At 32.5% G+C, this 16,306-nt stretch carries 16 protein-coding genes; 12 read left to right on the plus strand and 4 right to left on the minus strand.

Features of this window, described 5'->3' with window-relative positions; all coding sequences use genetic code 11:
- Positions 1–210 precede the first annotated feature (210 nt).
- The 7 genes from QO263_RS02710 to QO263_RS02740 all read left to right on the plus strand — a co-directional run bounded on the left by QO263_RS02710 (position 211) and on the right by QO263_RS02740 (position 6,238).
- The gene (locus tag QO263_RS02710) at positions 211–984 is read left to right on the plus strand and encodes a hypothetical protein (protein ID WP_285626160.1); all 774 of its coding nucleotides are present in this window, start codon (positions 211–213) and stop codon (positions 982–984) included.
- Between the two features lie 129 nt (positions 985–1,113).
- Entirely contained in the window at positions 1,114–1,662 is a 549-nt protein-coding gene (locus QO263_RS02715) for an isochorismatase family protein (protein WP_285626163.1), read from the plus strand.
- A 24-nt stretch (positions 1,663–1,686) separates the two neighbouring features.
- Positions 1,687–2,559 (plus strand): radical SAM/SPASM domain-containing protein, encoded by an 873-nt coding sequence (locus QO263_RS02720; RefSeq protein WP_285626166.1) that lies wholly within the window; start codon positions 1,687–1,689, stop codon positions 2,557–2,559.
- 108 nt (positions 2,560–2,667) lie between these two features.
- Entirely contained in the window at positions 2,668–3,363 is a 696-nt protein-coding gene (gene sfsA / locus QO263_RS02725; protein WP_285626170.1) for a DNA/RNA nuclease SfsA, read from the plus strand.
- A gap of 90 nt (positions 3,364–3,453) precedes the next feature.
- Positions 3,454–4,830, plus strand: a complete 1,377-nt coding sequence (locus QO263_RS02730; RefSeq protein ID WP_285626172.1) for an MATE family efflux transporter — start codon at positions 3,454–3,456, stop codon at positions 4,828–4,830.
- Between the two features lie 193 nt (positions 4,831–5,023).
- Complete coding sequence (locus QO263_RS02735; RefSeq protein ID WP_285626173.1) at positions 5,024–5,386, plus strand: demethoxyubiquinone hydroxylase family protein; 363 nt, start codon at positions 5,024–5,026, stop codon at positions 5,384–5,386.
- Positions 5,387–5,401: 15 nt separating this feature from the next.
- Positions 5,402–6,238: a family 1 encapsulin nanocompartment shell protein gene (locus QO263_RS02740; protein WP_285626174.1), complete on the plus strand. Its 837-nt coding sequence runs from the start codon at positions 5,402–5,404 to the stop codon at positions 6,236–6,238.
- A 32-nt stretch (positions 6,239–6,270) separates the two neighbouring features.
- Here the strand turns inward: QO263_RS02740 and QO263_RS02745 are convergent, their stop codons facing one another.
- The gene (locus QO263_RS02745) at positions 6,271–6,990 is read right to left on the minus strand and encodes an EcsC family protein (protein WP_285626175.1); all 720 of its coding nucleotides are present in this window, start codon (positions 6,988–6,990) and stop codon (positions 6,271–6,273) included.
- Between the two features lie 363 nt (positions 6,991–7,353).
- Between QO263_RS02745 and QO263_RS02750 the strand changes: the two genes are divergently transcribed.
- The 4 genes from QO263_RS02750 (at position 7,354) to QO263_RS02765 (ending at position 10,896) form a co-directional block, all read left to right on the plus strand.
- Positions 7,354–8,049 carry a response regulator transcription factor gene (locus tag QO263_RS02750; protein ID WP_285626178.1) on the plus strand — a complete coding sequence of 232 codons (696 nt, stop codon included), beginning with the start codon at positions 7,354–7,356 and terminating at the stop codon, positions 8,047–8,049.
- Positions 8,050–8,139: 90 nt separating this feature from the next.
- Positions 8,140–9,063 carry an ATP-binding cassette domain-containing protein gene (locus QO263_RS02755; protein WP_285626180.1) on the plus strand — a complete coding sequence of 308 codons (924 nt, stop codon included), beginning with the start codon at positions 8,140–8,142 and terminating at the stop codon, positions 9,061–9,063.
- Complete coding sequence (locus QO263_RS02760) at positions 9,056–9,823, plus strand: ABC transporter permease (RefSeq protein WP_285626183.1); 768 nt, start codon at positions 9,056–9,058, stop codon at positions 9,821–9,823. The genes QO263_RS02755 and QO263_RS02760 overlap by 8 nt, the downstream gene beginning before the upstream one ends.
- A 155-nt stretch (positions 9,824–9,978) precedes the next feature.
- A complete protein-coding gene (locus QO263_RS02765) occupies positions 9,979–10,896 on the plus strand; it encodes a sensor histidine kinase (protein WP_285626186.1) in 918 nt (305 codons plus the stop codon).
- A gap of 306 nt (positions 10,897–11,202) precedes the next feature.
- Here the strand turns inward: QO263_RS02765 and QO263_RS02770 are convergent, their stop codons facing one another.
- Entirely contained in the window at positions 11,203–12,393 is a 1,191-nt protein-coding gene (locus tag QO263_RS02770; protein ID WP_285626188.1) for a coenzyme F420-0:L-glutamate ligase, read from the minus strand.
- 119 nt (positions 12,394–12,512) lie between these two features.
- Between QO263_RS02770 and QO263_RS02775 the strand changes: the two genes are divergently transcribed.
- Positions 12,513–13,412, plus strand: coding sequence for a LysR family transcriptional regulator (locus QO263_RS02775; protein ID WP_285626190.1), 900 nt, complete (start codon positions 12,513–12,515; stop codon positions 13,410–13,412).
- 7 nt (positions 13,413–13,419) lie between these two features.
- On the opposite strand, the gene QO263_RS02780 is transcribed toward QO263_RS02775, so the two are convergent.
- Positions 13,420–14,337, minus strand: a complete 918-nt coding sequence (locus QO263_RS02780) for a hypothetical protein (protein WP_285626192.1) — start codon at positions 14,335–14,337, stop codon at positions 13,420–13,422.
- 200 nt (positions 14,338–14,537) lie between these two features.
- A complete protein-coding gene (locus QO263_RS02785) occupies positions 14,538–16,091 on the minus strand; it encodes an aldehyde ferredoxin oxidoreductase N-terminal domain-containing protein (RefSeq protein ID WP_285626194.1) in 1,554 nt (517 codons plus the stop codon).
- Between the last annotated feature and the right edge of the window lie 215 nt (positions 16,092–16,306).

Genomic DNA, 16,306 nt, shown 5'->3' on the forward strand with positions numbered 1-16,306 from the left:
ATATCAGATGATATTTTGGCTCTATTTTTTATAGGGATTGATATGCAATCGGTTTTTACCTTACAGGAATAATAAATAAGAAACGAATTTCTCATTTATTTATGTTAATATATAAGAGTAAACAACAAAGTAAATATACTTTGATATTAGTGTTAAGCTCTAATTCCATTCATGCAAGCAAACTAGAATTAAGTGAAGGAAGGATAAAGCATGACAAAAAGACTTATATATACCTTTTTATTTATATGTTTATGCGGGTCCATATTAATCGGATGTGAGAGCTATACTAATTTAATATTTAAAGAGAATATAGATTATATTAAAATACAGATTGGAGAAAGATATAAAGAAATATCCAAGCTAGATGATATTAACAATTTAAAATCTGTAATTGAAAAATCAAATTTAAAAGAAATTAAACAGAAGCAGTCAGCTAAATATTATAAAATCGATGTATCAATTTATTCTAAAGAAAATAAGGATCCTAGAAAACTCACTGTAATTAAAGATGTAATATTCTATAATAACACTTGTTACAAAAGTAAGGATAATCTGGGAGCTCAGATTGAGAATATTTATTTAGATATGAATTACCTAGAATTAATTGATAAAGATGAGGAACAAAAAATAAACGCTAAGAAAGAAAATAGAGAAAAGTTATCGATACAGGAAGCTTTAGAAGGCTATTGGATCGATCAAAGAGGAAATGCATTACAATTTAAAGACGGACGATTATATCAAGAGGAAAATGAGTTTAAATGCATTATAAAATCTATAGATAATGATAAAAATCATATGCATATTTCAGTGTCTGGTGCAAAAGGTTTATTGATAGGAGGGAAAAAGCTCTTTGATATGTATATAACTTTTAATGATAACAGAAATAACTTAAAGCTTGAAAAGGCTATGGTCGGAGGATATACATATACGTATAATATGATCTATATTGACGAGCAAAACTATAAAATTGGTACATTTAAATAATGAATATACATCTGTAGGCGGCAACAGAATTCATGATAATATTCATAAAAAATGATATTATAAAGGAAGGGAGTTTTGAATCCTTTAAAGGGTATATAGCTAATATTAATATAAGAGGAGTGTTTTCATATGGATAAGTTTACATTGAGACAAGATGAAGCAGTACTTATGATAATAGATATTCAGGAACGTCTGGTTCCTGCAATGAAGCATGGGAAAAAGGTCATTGATAACACTAATATTTTAATAAATATTGCACAAAAACTGAATATTCCTATTATAGGTACTGAGCAATATCCAAAGGGTTTAGGAAAGACAGTACCTGAAATAAGCGACAATATAAATACTGAACTATTTTATGAAAAAGTATCCTTTTCTGGATATATAGAGGAAATCAAATTAGCACTTAATGATATAGGAAGAAAAAAAGTAATAATTACAGGAATGGAAACCCATGTTTGTGTTTTTCAAACCGTAAGGGATTTGTTAGACAATGGCTATTATGTTTTTGTAGCTGAAGATGGAGTATGCTCACGAACAAAGGAAAATTACCTAAATGGGCTTTTACTCATGGATAAAATGGGTGCTACTATTGTCAACACAGAGACAATATTATTTGATCTATTAAAAGCAGCAGGCACTCCAGTATTTAAAGAGCTATCAAAATTAATAAAATGATATGATACATTGGAGTATGAACATATGAAAAAATATAAAAGGATTTATATAGAGATTACAAATGTATGCAACCTTTCCTGTAGGTTTTGTCCTCAAACCATGAGACGGCCTGAATTCATGGAGCTAAAAACCTTTAGCAATATATTAGAACAAATAAAACCATATACTGATTATATATATTTTCATGTAAAAGGAGAGCCACTCCTTCATCCGGAAATAGATAGATTTTTAGATTTAAGCTATGAAAAAGGCTTCAAGGTCAACATTACAACAAATGGAACTCTGATAAATAAAGCCAAAGATAAAATATTTTTAAAGCCAGCCCTTAGGCAGGTTAACTTTTCACTTCATAGCTTTGATGGAAATGATGGGCCTCAAAATAAAGACGAATATATCAACAATATTATTTCATTCACAAAAGAAGCAGTTGATAAAAGTGATACATTAATATCCTTAAGACTATGGAATCTAGATAAAGACAATAAGACAAATATAAAAAGAAAAAGGAATCGTCAGTTACTTGAGGTAATAGAAAAGAGCTTCAACTTAAATTACAGAATTGAAGAAATAATTATCCCAAGTAGGGGAATTAAAATAGCGGATAGAGTATATCTAAACCAAGACTACGAGTTTAAGTGGCCGGACTTAAAGGAACCAGAAGACGAGAGTGAAGGTTTCTGCTATGGACTCAGAAGCCAAGCAGCTATATTAGTAAATGGAACTGTAGTACCCTGTTGTCTTGATGGAGAGGGAGTAATCAATCTAGGAAATATAAATGAAACATGTTTTTCAGAGATAATAGAAACCGACAGGGCTAAAGACATCGTAAACGGCTTTTCAAGAAGAGAAGCAGTTGAGGAGTTATGCAGAAAGTGTGGCTATAGAAAAAGATTTTAATTATAGACATGTCAAAGAGGCAGGTAGCGTCCACTGGCAAAGCACTTTTTTGTCATTCTAAGAATCATAGAAGGATCTCTGATTTATTAAAAACTGAGGAGAAGTCAAATGAAATATACTAAAACAGTAGAGGGTATTTTCCTAAAAAGACCTAACAGATTTATAGCACAGGTATTGATAGATGGAAAAGAAGAAACAGTACATGTAAAAAATACAGGTAGATGTAGAGAATTGCTGATACCAGGAGTTAAGGTTATATTAGAGGATTGCTCTCATAATCCAAGCAGAAAGACCAGATACTCACTCATTGCTGTATGGAAGGGAGATATGCTAGTAAATATGGATTCTCAGGTACCTAATGCTGTAGTATTTGAAGCGCTCAGAGAAGGTAAAGTTAAGGTGATTGAGAATATATCATATTTAAAGAGAGAAGTAACCTTTGGCAATTCAAGATATGATATTTACTATGAATCAAAAAATCAAAAAGGCTTTATTGAAGTGAAAGGCGTTACCTTGGAAAACAATCATATTTCTATGTTCCCTGATGCACCTACTGAAAGAGGTGCAAAGCATGTACTGGAAATGATAGAGGCAGTCAAAGAAGGCTATAGGGGAGCACTATTTTTTTTGATTCAGATGAAAGGACCTAATGTGTTCAGACTAAACTGGCAAATGGATAAAGTTTTCTCAGAAGCAGTTAAATTAGCAAGTGAAAACGGGGTAGAGATATTTGCATATGATTCAATTGTATCGGAGAACGGCATCATCATAGATAAACCTGTCAAAATAGACCTTAATCAATAATCATAGAAGAAAAAGAGGGACAGATGAGTTTATTTACTCAAATCTGTAATCTTGATTTAACGTGATCTTAGAGAAGGAGCAGATAAAAGTATGACTAAGACAAACAACTTAACGGAAGGGAATATATTAGAAGCACTATTTAAACTCGCTATTCCAATTATGGGAACATCTTTTGTTCAAATTGCATACAACATGACAGATATGATTTGGGTTGGCAGAGTAGGGTCTAGAGCTGTTGCAGCAGTTGGAACTGCAGGCTTTTTTACTTGGCTAGCAATGGCATTTATCCTCATTCCTAAAATAGGAGCAGAGGTTGGAGTAGCTCAGTCAATAGGCAAGGAAGATATGGATGAAGCAAAGGTTTATGTAAAGCATAGCATTCAGATAATTATTTGTCTTGCAATATTTTATGCATTTATACTTATAACATTTAGAAAGCCCTTAATAGGATTTTTTAACCTTGGAGAAGAAGATATTATAAACAATGCTATCACATATCTTGTAATCATATCCTGCGGATTAGTATTTTATTTTATAAATCCTGTTTTTACAGCAATATTTAATGGATATGGAGAGAGTAAAACACCTTTCATTATAAATACAGTGGGCCTTATAGTAAATATAATTTTGGACCCTTTATTGATTTTAGGCATAGGGCCTTTTCCAAGATTAGAGGTTGCAGGTGCTGCTATAGCAACGGTAATAGCTCAGGCCACTGTAACTATTATATTTATCACGAGGACAAGGAAAACAGAGCTTTTTTCAGGATTAAATCTTCTAAGATGCCCTGATATGACACATATAAGGAAAATAGTTAAATTAGGACTTCCTGTATCTCTTCAAAGTGGATTGTTTACCATATTTGCGATGGTTATTGCAAGGATTATTGCACAGTGGGGACCTATACCAATCGCAGTACAAAAGGTAGGCTCTCAGATAGAAGCCGTATCTTGGATGACGGCAGGAGGATTCCAGACTGCAATGAGTGCTTTTGTTGGGCAAAATTATGGTGCTAAAAAGTGGCCGAGGGTTTTTAGAGGGTATTTTGTTGGTATTACAATAATGTCTATAATAGGAATATTTACTACTGGACTTTTAATTTTTGCTGCAAGACCGCTGTTTTCTATATTTATTCCAGAGGAAGAATCTATTAGATATGGGATTGTATATCTTAGAATATTAGGACTTTCACAGCTATTTATGTGTATCGAATCGACTACAGCAGGTGCTTTTAATGGACTAGGAAAAACTATTCCGCCATCAATTGTAGGCATATTGTTTAATGGGCTCAGAATACCAGCCGCCCTTATACTTTCCTCAACGAGTCTTGGTCTCAATGGAGTATGGTGGGCAATAAGCATATCAAGCATATTTAAGGGTATAGTGCTATCTACTTGGTATATAGTTATGCTTAAAAGGAATCCGGAGACAAAAGGCTTAAAACTGCTGAGTCTAAAGCTTAATTAGCGCTGAATGTATTAGCAGAAACTTTAAATTATGAAGACAGGTAAGTTGGTTATTCAAATCAATGAACCTGTCTTTTTGAATTTTGGGAATTAAACTATGTGGTAATTCATATACATTTTGTAAAAAAATGATTATTTTTTTAGTTGTAGGGTAAGAATATAAAAGCAAATAATTAACGAAGGAGCGTGTTTTTATGCCTAGTTTTGGTAACCCATTTAGTGCAAATGTAGAGAGAAAAATTACGAAGGAAGAATTGATACAAGCAATACGTTTGGATATAGCCGGTGAATTAGAGGCAATATATATTTATGATGCCCATGTTCAAGCTACTGATAATCCAATTGCAAAAAGAGTACTTGCAGATATTAGGGATGAGGAAAAAGCCCACATTGGAGAGTTGATGGCATTGCTCAGGATACTAGATCCACGTGAAGGTGAGCTTTTTGCAGAAGGAGAAGAAGAGGTAAGAGAGATGCTTGAGGACTTGGGTATTGTGGAGGCAGAGCTTGACACAGGGGTAAGCAATATTAAAACAGTTGGAAGCCTTTTAGATTAGTGAGGAGGGAAATAAATGGATTTTTTATTAAGAGGAGATGCTCCTTTTTCAGATGAGTTATGGGAAAAGATAGATGAAACTGTTGTTAAAAAGGCAAGAGAGCAATTAGTAGGAAGGAAGTTCATACCAATTTTTGGCCCCCTAGGCTCAGGCATACAAAGCATAAATGTTGATTTAATAAGTGCAGATAATGACAGTGTAGTCAGCTCTAATGGAGAAGAAGATACAGAGTTAGTCAAGGTTCAAAACCGTAGATATGTTGAAATACCTATGATATTTAAGGACGCATTTATATCATGGAGGGATTTAGAAAATAGCAAACAAACTGGTCTGCCATTAGATCTTGCTCCTATCTCTATTACAGCTGCAGTATGTGCCCACAAAGAAGATCAGATTGTATTCTTTGGTAATGAGGAATGGGGATATAAGGGCTTAATGAATGTGGATGGAAGACAGACTATACAAAAGAATAATTGGAATGAAGGGGAAAACGCATTTTCTGATATCGTAGCAGGCCTTGAAAAGCTTGTGGAAAAAGGTTTTTATGGACCATATGCTCTTGTACTAAGTCCTGACTTATATGCTCAACTGCAAAGAATACAACCAGGCACAGGAAAGTTGGAGCTTGAAAGGATTAGAGAGCTAATAGATGGAAAGGTTTATCAGACACCAATTCTAGGAAGCAATAAAGCAGTTCTCCTGGAAAAAGGAATGGAAAATATGGATCTGGTTATTGGCCAAGACTTGGTAACAGGATATATTGGGCCCGAAAAGCTTAACCATGTGCTTAGAATACTAGAGACTGTTCTACTGCGAATTAAACGTCCGGAATCAATTGTTACATTTGAATAAATAATAATAGAGAGCTTTTTAGCTCTCTATTATTATTTTATCACTCTCATTCTATACGCATTCATAGCAGTAACTCCAAGCTTTTCCAAAAGCTTGGAGTTAGTATAAGCACCTACAATTGCACCTATCCCTGGTACAATCTGCAATAGCTTTGCTATATCTATATAGTCCCTATATTCCTGCTGAAATTCTCTCCAATCAAAAAGATTTATATTACTCGGAAGAGCTTTAGAGTATTCTTCCCAGTTTTCTATCTCATAGAATATCTTATTTACTACGGATTGACTAGAAAAAGCAAGCTGAAATATCTTAAGTATATATAGTCTTTCTTTATAATCTGTAATATCAAAGCCATAAATGGCTGCAATATCATATAAAAATTTTATCTTTATACTCAGAAGCAATGGAAAATCAGCAAGAGCCATTAAAAAACCGCCAGCTCCAGTGCCAGCACCTTCTAGCATAGCAGTTCTTTTATAAAAATCTATTTTTTCTTTAACCAGCTTTTCTCTTTCCTCAAGAGACATAGAGAAAGGATAAGATTTTTTAGTTATGAATTGGGAGCCTGACAATACAATTTTAACCATGTTTTTTATAGCAGAAGTGAGAATTTCATGGTATTTATCAGGTAGCACATTATTAATTTTATTTTGGACTCCTTTAGATGCCTTATCTATTATAGATGGCTTTTTTATAATTTTTTTCTTCCACTGATTCAATTCTTTTACCGTATTTATATAGTACCTATCCATTTTCATCACCGACTTTTAAAAGTATAATTAAAGTAAAAATAAATCTTATTAATAGATTACAGTATTTTACCCCTTTAGTATATAAAAAATCACAATTTATTATTAATATTGGGCTAAATAAAATGATATGGATAGAGAAAATAAAAAAGGATAAATCTATAAAATTTTATGAAAAATAAAGATGTATATAGGAACTAGAAATTTTAAGGCTTTATTCAGAGGATAAAAAATCTTTTTAGAATGGAGCCTTATTTTATGTTATTATATATTCAAATTATATAATGATAAGATATTATGTATAATATAATTGTCGTATGCTTTTGATATTATAAAAAATGTAAAAATAAAGTGGTGATTTTTAATATGAACGAAAATATAAAAATATTAGTAGTAGAAGATGACTCGGATATAAATAATTTACTATGTAAAATATTAAGCAAGCAAGGCTATAGTGTAAGAGGGGCCTTTTCAGGCTCCGAAGCTAAGATGTGTCTAGAACAATATGATTTTCAGCTTGTTCTACTGGATTTAATGCTACCTGCCATATCAGGAGAAGAAATAGTTTCACAGATAAGAAAAATTAAAACAATGCCTATTATAGTCATCTCTGCAAAGCTAGGACAGGATACAAAAATAGAAGTATTAAAGCTTGGAGCTGATGATTTTATTTCAAAGCCTTTTGATATCAATGAGGTCTTAGCAAGAGTTGAGGCTCAGCTAAGACGATATATGGTATTTTCTAATGTGGCTGAAAAGCAAAGTATTTTGAGATATAAGGATTTGACCTTAGATCTTGAGACAGTAGAAGTAAAGGTAAAAGGTCAGAAGATTACTTTAACAGCGAGAGAATTTGCCATATTAGAATTAATGATGTCTTATCCTAATAAGGTTTTTACAAAGGCTAATTTATTTGAAGGCGTTTGGAAGGAAGAATTTCTAGGTGATGATAATACGGTAAATGTGCACATAAGCAACCTTAGGTCAAAGCTAGCCAAGGTAGCCCCAGATACAGAATATATCAAAACAGTATGGGGAATTGGATTTAAGATGGGGGAATAAACTTAAGACTTTCTTAAGTTTTTCTTTATGGTATCTTGTAGATTATGCTTTAATATATAATCATACAAGAAAAAGGAGGCTGACTTATAAGTGGTTGAAACAGTATTGAAGACGAAAAACATTACCAAGAAATACAATAACCATATTGCTGTGAACAATGTCAATATGGATGTAAAGCAAGGAGATATATATGGACTTGTAGGTAAAAATGGAGCGGGCAAAACAACCTTGCTTAGAACTATAAGTGGACTTACAATGGCATCGAATGGAGAAATAGAGATGTTTCATGAAACATCTAAGGATGGGCTAAACAAAGCAAGAATGAGAACAGGCTGTATAATTGAAACCCCAAACTTCTTTCCATACTTATCTGCAAGGAAAAATCTTGAGTACTATAGAATACAAAAAGGAATTGTAGAGGAAAAATGTGTAGACGATGTTCTTAAAACTGTAGGACTTGAGGATACAGGAAGGAAGAAGTTTAAAAACTTTTCTCTTGGAATGAAGCAACGCTTAGGACTAGGATTTGCAATAATGGGAAATCCAGATATACTTATTTTAGATGAGCCCATAAATGGACTGGATCCAACTGGAATTGTGGAATTTAGAGAATTATTATTAAAGCTTAATAGAGAAAGAAATATAACAATAATCATTTCGAGCCACATATTAGGAGAACTTTCTCAGATTGCAACAGTTTACGGTTTTATTCATAAAGGGGAGCTTGTAGAACAAATATCATCAAAGGAACTAGAAGAAAAGTGTAAGAGTTGCTTGTCAATTAAGGTAGACGATACTGGAAAAGCTACAGTGATAATAGAAAACCAGCTAAATAGTAGCAAATATCAGGTTCTTAGCAATAATGAAATAAGATTGTATGACTATGTAGATACTCCAGAGTTAGTTACAAAAGCCCTTATAAATGATGGAGTTATGGTATCTTCAATTAATCAGATTGGTGCAAATTTAGAAAACTATTTTATCGATTTGATTGGAGGTGTCCATAATGCTTAACTATATAAGAGCAGAGCTTTACAGAAATTTTAATCGACTATATTTTTGGAATTTTGCAGGGATAATATCTATTCTAGCATTGGTGTTCAATATACTAATGAAGTCTCTTGATTCTGCAAATCTACCTATGCTATTGCAAATGGGGATTGGAGCGCTTACTTTGCCAGTTTTTTTAGTCGGTATAATAATTGACATGGTAATAGGAGAGGAAATAAAGAATTTGACTTTGAAAAATGTAGTGTCATTTGGTATTCCTAGAAGAAAAATCGTCTTATCAAAAATCATAGTAACTGTTATTCTTTCTTTCATAGCAGCTATTATTATTTTAACTTTCTATTTAGGCAGTGGAGTGATATTGTTTGGGGTAGAGGGAGTTTCTCTAGCCTTATTTAAAGACTTTTTGCTGAGATTATTGGCAGCGATTCCATTATGGATTGGCGCTATATCAGTGGCAACCTTAATGGGCTTTATTTTTAGTAATAATACTATATTTGCGTTTATATATGCTTTTATGTTTTCTTTGACTGGATCTATACTAAAGTTTCTTTCCGCCCTTGTTTCTGATAAAATTATGTATATTTACAATATACTAATTATGACACAGATAAAAAACTTAAGTGCTCTAACTATAACAGCTGATAACAGTGTTCAGGCTATATCAACAGATAGTTTGATTTCTGCAATTCTAATAGGAGCTATATATACGGTAGTGTTTACAATTTTAAGCATTCTGTATTTCAGCAAAAAAGAAGTTAAATAAAGATGGTATAAATATATGACTATAAATGTTACTATTGGAATTATTTTGATTTTTGCTGGTATTGTTATTTATGCTATTGGTACAAAACAAGAAAACAAGAGCTAAGAGGATATCTAATATAATTTCAAATAATTAAAAAAAGGATGGTGGATTTTATGGAAATTTTAATAATTATTTTTATTATAGCTATAGCAGGTATATTTGCCATCCTTTATTTTTTATCGATGAAAGAGATTAAAGGCATAACGTATCAACTAGATAATATTAATGGAACTGATACCAATTCAAAAATATTGATTTATTCACCAAATAAAGCAATAGAAAAGTTAGCTATAGAGATAAATAAGACCTTAGAGGAAAAACAGAAATCAGAAATTGAACATAAAAGGATGGATATGGAGCTTAGGCAGGCTATTGCAAATATGTCCCATGATTTAAGAACTCCTCTTACATCTATAATGGGATATATACAGCTTATAGAGGATGACAGCCTATCTAGCAATGAGAAGAAAGAATATACTGATATAATTAAAAGAAGAGCGAAATCATTACAAACTCTAATATCTAGTTTTTATGATTTATCAAGACTTGAAGCTAAGGAATACAAATTTGAGCTTAGCTCATTGAACTTAAAGAATATATTATATGACCTAATGGCTTCCTTCTATAAGGATTTCTCAAGCAACAACATAGAGCCTGTCATTAATGTGGATGAAAAAGCGTATTTAGTTATTGCTGACGAAAATGCAGTAAGAAGAATCTTCTCAAATCTTATACAGAATGCATTAAAATATGGAAATAGTTTTGTTTCTATATCTCTAAAAAATCATAAGGACTATGTTGTAACAACTTTTACAAATGATGCACCTGACCTAAGCGAGGAGGATGCAAGTCATCTATTTGAACGTTTTTTTACAGTTGATCGGACAAGGAGTAGAAAAAGCACAGGGCTTGGCCTTGCTATAACAAAACAATTAGTTGAGCAGATGGGGCATAAAATCTTTGTAGAGCTATGCGATAGTAAGCTTAGCATTATAATAAAGTGGAAGGTAAAGTCAAATATTAAAGGTTAGACAGTCTCGCAACACAAATTTACTTGTTCGCTACCCTTCATAAATTTGGTCCTAACGGACACTCCTATCATAAACCTACAACAGGGTTGGTGCTCGTTGCGTTTGACCTATGCTGCAATTACCCAAATCTTTGATTTGGTCCTGACGGACACTCATAATTCTAGAAGCAAAATCAAGGTTGGTGTAATTGTAGTACTCAGAAACTTGTTTTCCGAGCTTCCTTAACTTTCCGACAAAAGCATTCAGAAAATCGGGTTAGGTCATAAAAATGAGTCAATGGATATCCATTGACTCATTAATAATTTATTATTTAGTGTAATTATCAAAATAACCTTGAATATATACAACTGGTGTCCCTTTATCTCCACTGCCTGAAGTTAAATCACAAAGTGAGCCAATAAGGTCCGTAAGTCTTCTAGGAGTAGTACCCTGTGCTTCCATGGCTCCTACAAGGTTAGATTCTTTGTTTTTAATATGTTCAGAAATAGCTTTTTTAAGCTCTTCTCCTCTTAGATCTGCAAAGTTATTATCTGCAAGATATTTTAGCTTAATCTCATTAGGTGTACCTTCAAGACCTTTAGTATAAGCTGGAGATACGACAGGGTCTGCAAGCTCCCAAATCTTGCCTACAGGATCTTTAAAAGCACCATCTCCGTAAATCATAACCTCAATAGTTTTTCCAGTTTTCTCTTTAATCAGAGCTTGAATACTATTAACAACAGGCTGGCAATCCCTTGGAAAAAGCTTTATGCTTTCTTCTGTTGCTTTATTTGAGCCCAAAAGGCCATAAGCCTCGTTATAGCCGCTACCATCAATAGAAGCGGTCAAAATATCATCAAGGCTATAGATTTTCTTTCCGCCATTCTTTTTTAATATTCTTTTTGTTCTAAATCTAGAATGAATATCACAAGCAAGAACACTTGTTGTATAATCTAAAATAGTTTTTGGATTATTTGAGAATATAACTTCACACTCAGCACCGTATTCTGTGATTAAGGACTTATAGTAATCTATATAATCAACACCAGTAAAAGTATGTTTGCTGTATCCAAAATGGTTACGAAATTCAGTTTCTGTTAAAACATCAGTCCAAGGATTAACACCTTTTTCGTCAAGTAAATCTATATCCACTAAATGGTTTCCTACTTCATCAGATGGAAATTGAAGCATTAATACTATTTTTTTCGCTTTTTTTGCAATGCCGCGAAGACAGATAGCAAAACGATTACGGCTTAAGATAGGGAATATGACCCCAATAGTATCTTCTCCAAATTTTGAATATACATCCTTTGAAATGGCTTCAATGGTTGCATAATTACCTTGAGTACGAGCAACTACAGATTCTGTTATTGCAACTATGTCTCTATCATTTATTGAAAAACCTTCTATACTTGAAGCCTTTAATATACTGTCTACAACAATTTCTGATATATTGTCTCCTTCCTTAACAATGGGAGTTCGAAGACCTCTAACAACAGTACCAACTACTCTTTCCATTCTAATCTCTCCTTAAATTCTTATTTTAGAAGAAACATTTATCCCTCATTTGTAATATACAACATTTTATGATATAAGTAAAATAAATAGATTTGATATTATATATAAGGGGTGCTTATATGTCAGTCAAATTGGACTTATATAAAGTTTTTTGCGAGGTAGCTAAGTATAATAGCTTCTCTAAGGCTGCAAAATATCTCTACATGACTCAGCCAGCCGTTAGCCAAGCAATCATGCAGCTTGAAACTGAACTAGGCATAAGACTTTTTACTAGAACATCAAAAGGAGTTATTCTTACAGATGAAGGAAAGCTCTTATTTGAGTATGCCAATTCAGCGATTAATTTAATCGATGTAGGTGAAAAGAAAATTATGGAGACTAAGAATCTAATGGTAGGAGATCTGAAAATAGGAGTGGGAGATACTATATCACGCTATTTTCTATTGCCGCATCTAGAAAAATTTCATAACAAATATCCAAATATTAAGTTTAAAATAATCAACCGTACAACTATAGAACTTTGTATGCTACTAAAATCCGGAGAAATTGATATTGCAATATGTAATCTTCCTATAGAAGATTCTTCTATAGAAGTAAAAGAATTGTTAACTATTCATGATATTTTTGTATGCGGTGATAAATACAAAGATAAGTTTTCCATGCCTTTGAGCTTTGAGGAATTGACAAAGCTTCCATTGATATTACTTGAGCATACTTCAAATTCAAGGCAATATGTAGAAAAGTATATATTATCAAAGGGCATAAAAATAGAGCCAGAAATCGAGCTTGGCTCCCATGAGCTGCTATTAGAGTTTGCAAAGATTAACTTAGGTATATCCTGCGTTATCAGGGAATTTTCACATGAATATATGCAAAAAGGCTTACTTTATGAGGTACAGTTAACTGAAAAAATTCCAGAAAGAAATATAGGAGTTTGTTCCTTAAAGAGTGTCTCTCTCTCTCCTTCCTCCACAAAGTTTGTAGAGATATTAGAGGATGAGAGACATAGAAGGCAATAAAGAACTTTTAAGCAGAAGTTTTAAAACTTTTGCTTGAATTTGGTGTAGTTGGACTTTTGGGTGAAAAGCTATTATTTATTACAAAACTTAAATCCTTAGCTTCATTAAAATATTGCTGCTTATTGAAGGGGCTAAGTCTGTTATATATAACTCCAGCCATTGGATTGTGAAGCTTGTTATAATAGTAATATATTTCATTAGCTAGCACATGTGTAGGATACTCTCTTCCTTGAAGCTTAAAGCTTGCTGCATAAGGCTCAAAGAGAGATATATATTCTGGTGGGATATATACTAAGGTATCTTTATTATCGTGCTTAACACAATTTATGTTCTTTGCTTCTTCGGAGCTACTGTACCAATGTTTTTTGGCTACGGTACATTTATAGCTACAGTAGGAATTTGCCAGTATAGCATAATTATATTTTTTAGGAAGCTCCTTTAGCCTATCGAAAGCCCTATTAAAGGGAAAATGCAGTACAATTTTATCATACATTGAATAGTCGTTTTCAGCTATATCATTTGCACTTAGAGTTTTGGTTATAGAAGCTACTACATTGTAGCTAGAATCTTTATTTTTTATATTTATTGCAACCTGATCATTATTTACTACAAAGTCTTTAATGCCTAATTTAAAATAATAGTCCAGTTTTTTCATTGGAGCTGGTTCAACTTCTTGAAGCAATATAGCTGGTCTATAACCTCTACTTTGTATTTCCTCAATAATTTTAGTATATTCATCTCTAGTTTCAGGTACTCTATAGGTCCAACCATTTACATTTATATTTTCCACGTGACTTCTGGCATTTATGCCATCTTCCTTGAAAGGAGATAAAAACAAAAATTCAATCCAGTTCCTATCTATATTATTATCCAAAAAATTTAGAAGCTCCATATCGAAATTGAAAGGTATTTCAAACTTTTTCATGATAACCATCCTCTACTAACTATTTAAGAGATTTATAAAAATCACAATATATTTACATTAAAAAGCTACAATAACATTTTATTACTTTCAATAAAATTCGCAATAGTATTTTAGAAGAAAATAAGCCATAATTAAACAAAAACTCCTTCTTGTAGAATATTAATTCATAAAAGAAGGAGTTTAATGCAATTTAAATATATTTAATTTTCACCATCAAAATACCTATAAAGTACCTTTACGAATTCAGGTATTGTCTTCTGAGCGGAGATACCTTTTGCTCTTCGTTCAAAGTCAAGTTCTCTTTCCAATGACTTTAACCCATAATCGATTAATTGCTTAGCTTCAATCTCTACTCCTGTTGTGTAATAATACAAATTCTTCAAAATAGCTAATGCCTCTTCATTGTCTATTAATGCAAAAGATGAAAATAGACAGAAACCTAAATTTTCTAGCATGATAATCTTACTATAAAGCAGCTCTAAATCGCTAATATTGTTAAAGCTTTTCTTCATAGTTAGCTTTACATTAAAGTTTTTTTCCTCCGTTGTAGAAGGCCTTGAAACCATAGGTAAAAGCTCTGATCTTTCACTGTAAAGCTTATAGATACCTTGAGTTCTGCTTCCTATCACTCTACCAGTGACGTTTAACTTTTCTACATCTGACAATAGCTTTATTAGGATTTCTTTAGTTCCTGTGATGTTTTCTGCTTTTAGATAAAGGGCACATGCAAATATAAGTTCTATAGAATCCAACCCCAGTTCAAATGCAGCCTTATTAAAATCCTTTGTAAAAGTCATATCGTCTATATGGAATATTCCTTTTAAAGCTGCATAGGCTTCGCTTTCTGCTGGGGATGAAAACATACTATCATGGCTATCACTATGTCTGTTCAAACATCCAATAACACATAAGGGAGCACAGGTTCTATTTATTTTTTTATCAAGGATTTTAGTAGCACCTTTTTTCTCTTTTTTTTCAAATTTTATATTTCTGCCGTCCTTTAGCATTTTCATCAATGTTATAGAACCATAGCTAGGTAAAGCTCCGCCGCAAATAGGGTCCCCTACTATGATTTTTCCTAGCTTTTTTGCTTCTACTCTTAAGCTTTCTTTATCAGCCACACTACTCTTAAAATAGTTATTTGATTGTACTACGATAGCCTTTAGCCCCTTACTTCCAAAGATATCGCCAAAGCATCCTCTAGAACAGTAATATACAGGTTCTCCTTCTGGATAAGTACTAAATGTAGTGCTTAAAGGAAGCTGTGCTTCTCCGCTAGGTCCTATACCTACTATAGCTGAATTGCTTCCATAAATATTTCTAAGATAATCTATCGTATTACTTACTTTTAAGTCTTTCAGATCATTTTCGTGGGAAATTCTACACCCATCTGAGTTTATGGTGATTATAGCATTTTTATCCCTACTTTTTCCTTTTATAACTACAGCAGCTATATCTAAAGATGCCAGCTTTTGTGCCATGGCTCCAGAGATATTATTTATCTGTAAGCCTTTTTCTCTTTTAGCTTTAGTAGCTAAGACAATTCTACCAGTACTAGGTACATTAGTGCCTGTAAATAACCCGGGAACCATGACTATTACATTGTCTTCATCAAATCTATCTGTATTTTCTCTTACATTTTTCTCAACTAAATATCCAGCAAGACCTCTTCCATAATGTTCTAAAGAATTTAAATCATAATTTTCTACTGAGATATTTTCATTAGATAAATCAATGGCGTAGAGCTTCTTCATTATTTGACCCCCTATTTAATATTATAAGCACCATCAATTCACATTTAATATTATTATTGAAAATCCTTTAACAATGTGATTTTAACATAGGGACAAGCTGTATATCAATTGATTGAAGGCAGTATAGGATATTTTAATAGGTTGTCTATCAATTATTTGTTTAGCCAATACTCAGATGCTGTATACCAAAGATAGCAACCGTTCTGTAGCATATT

Origin of the sequence: Proteiniborus sp. MB09-C3 (assembly GCF_030263895.1) — a bacterium.
In the GTDB taxonomy this organism is placed as follows: domain Bacteria; phylum Bacillota; class Clostridia; order Tissierellales; family Proteiniboraceae; genus Proteiniborus.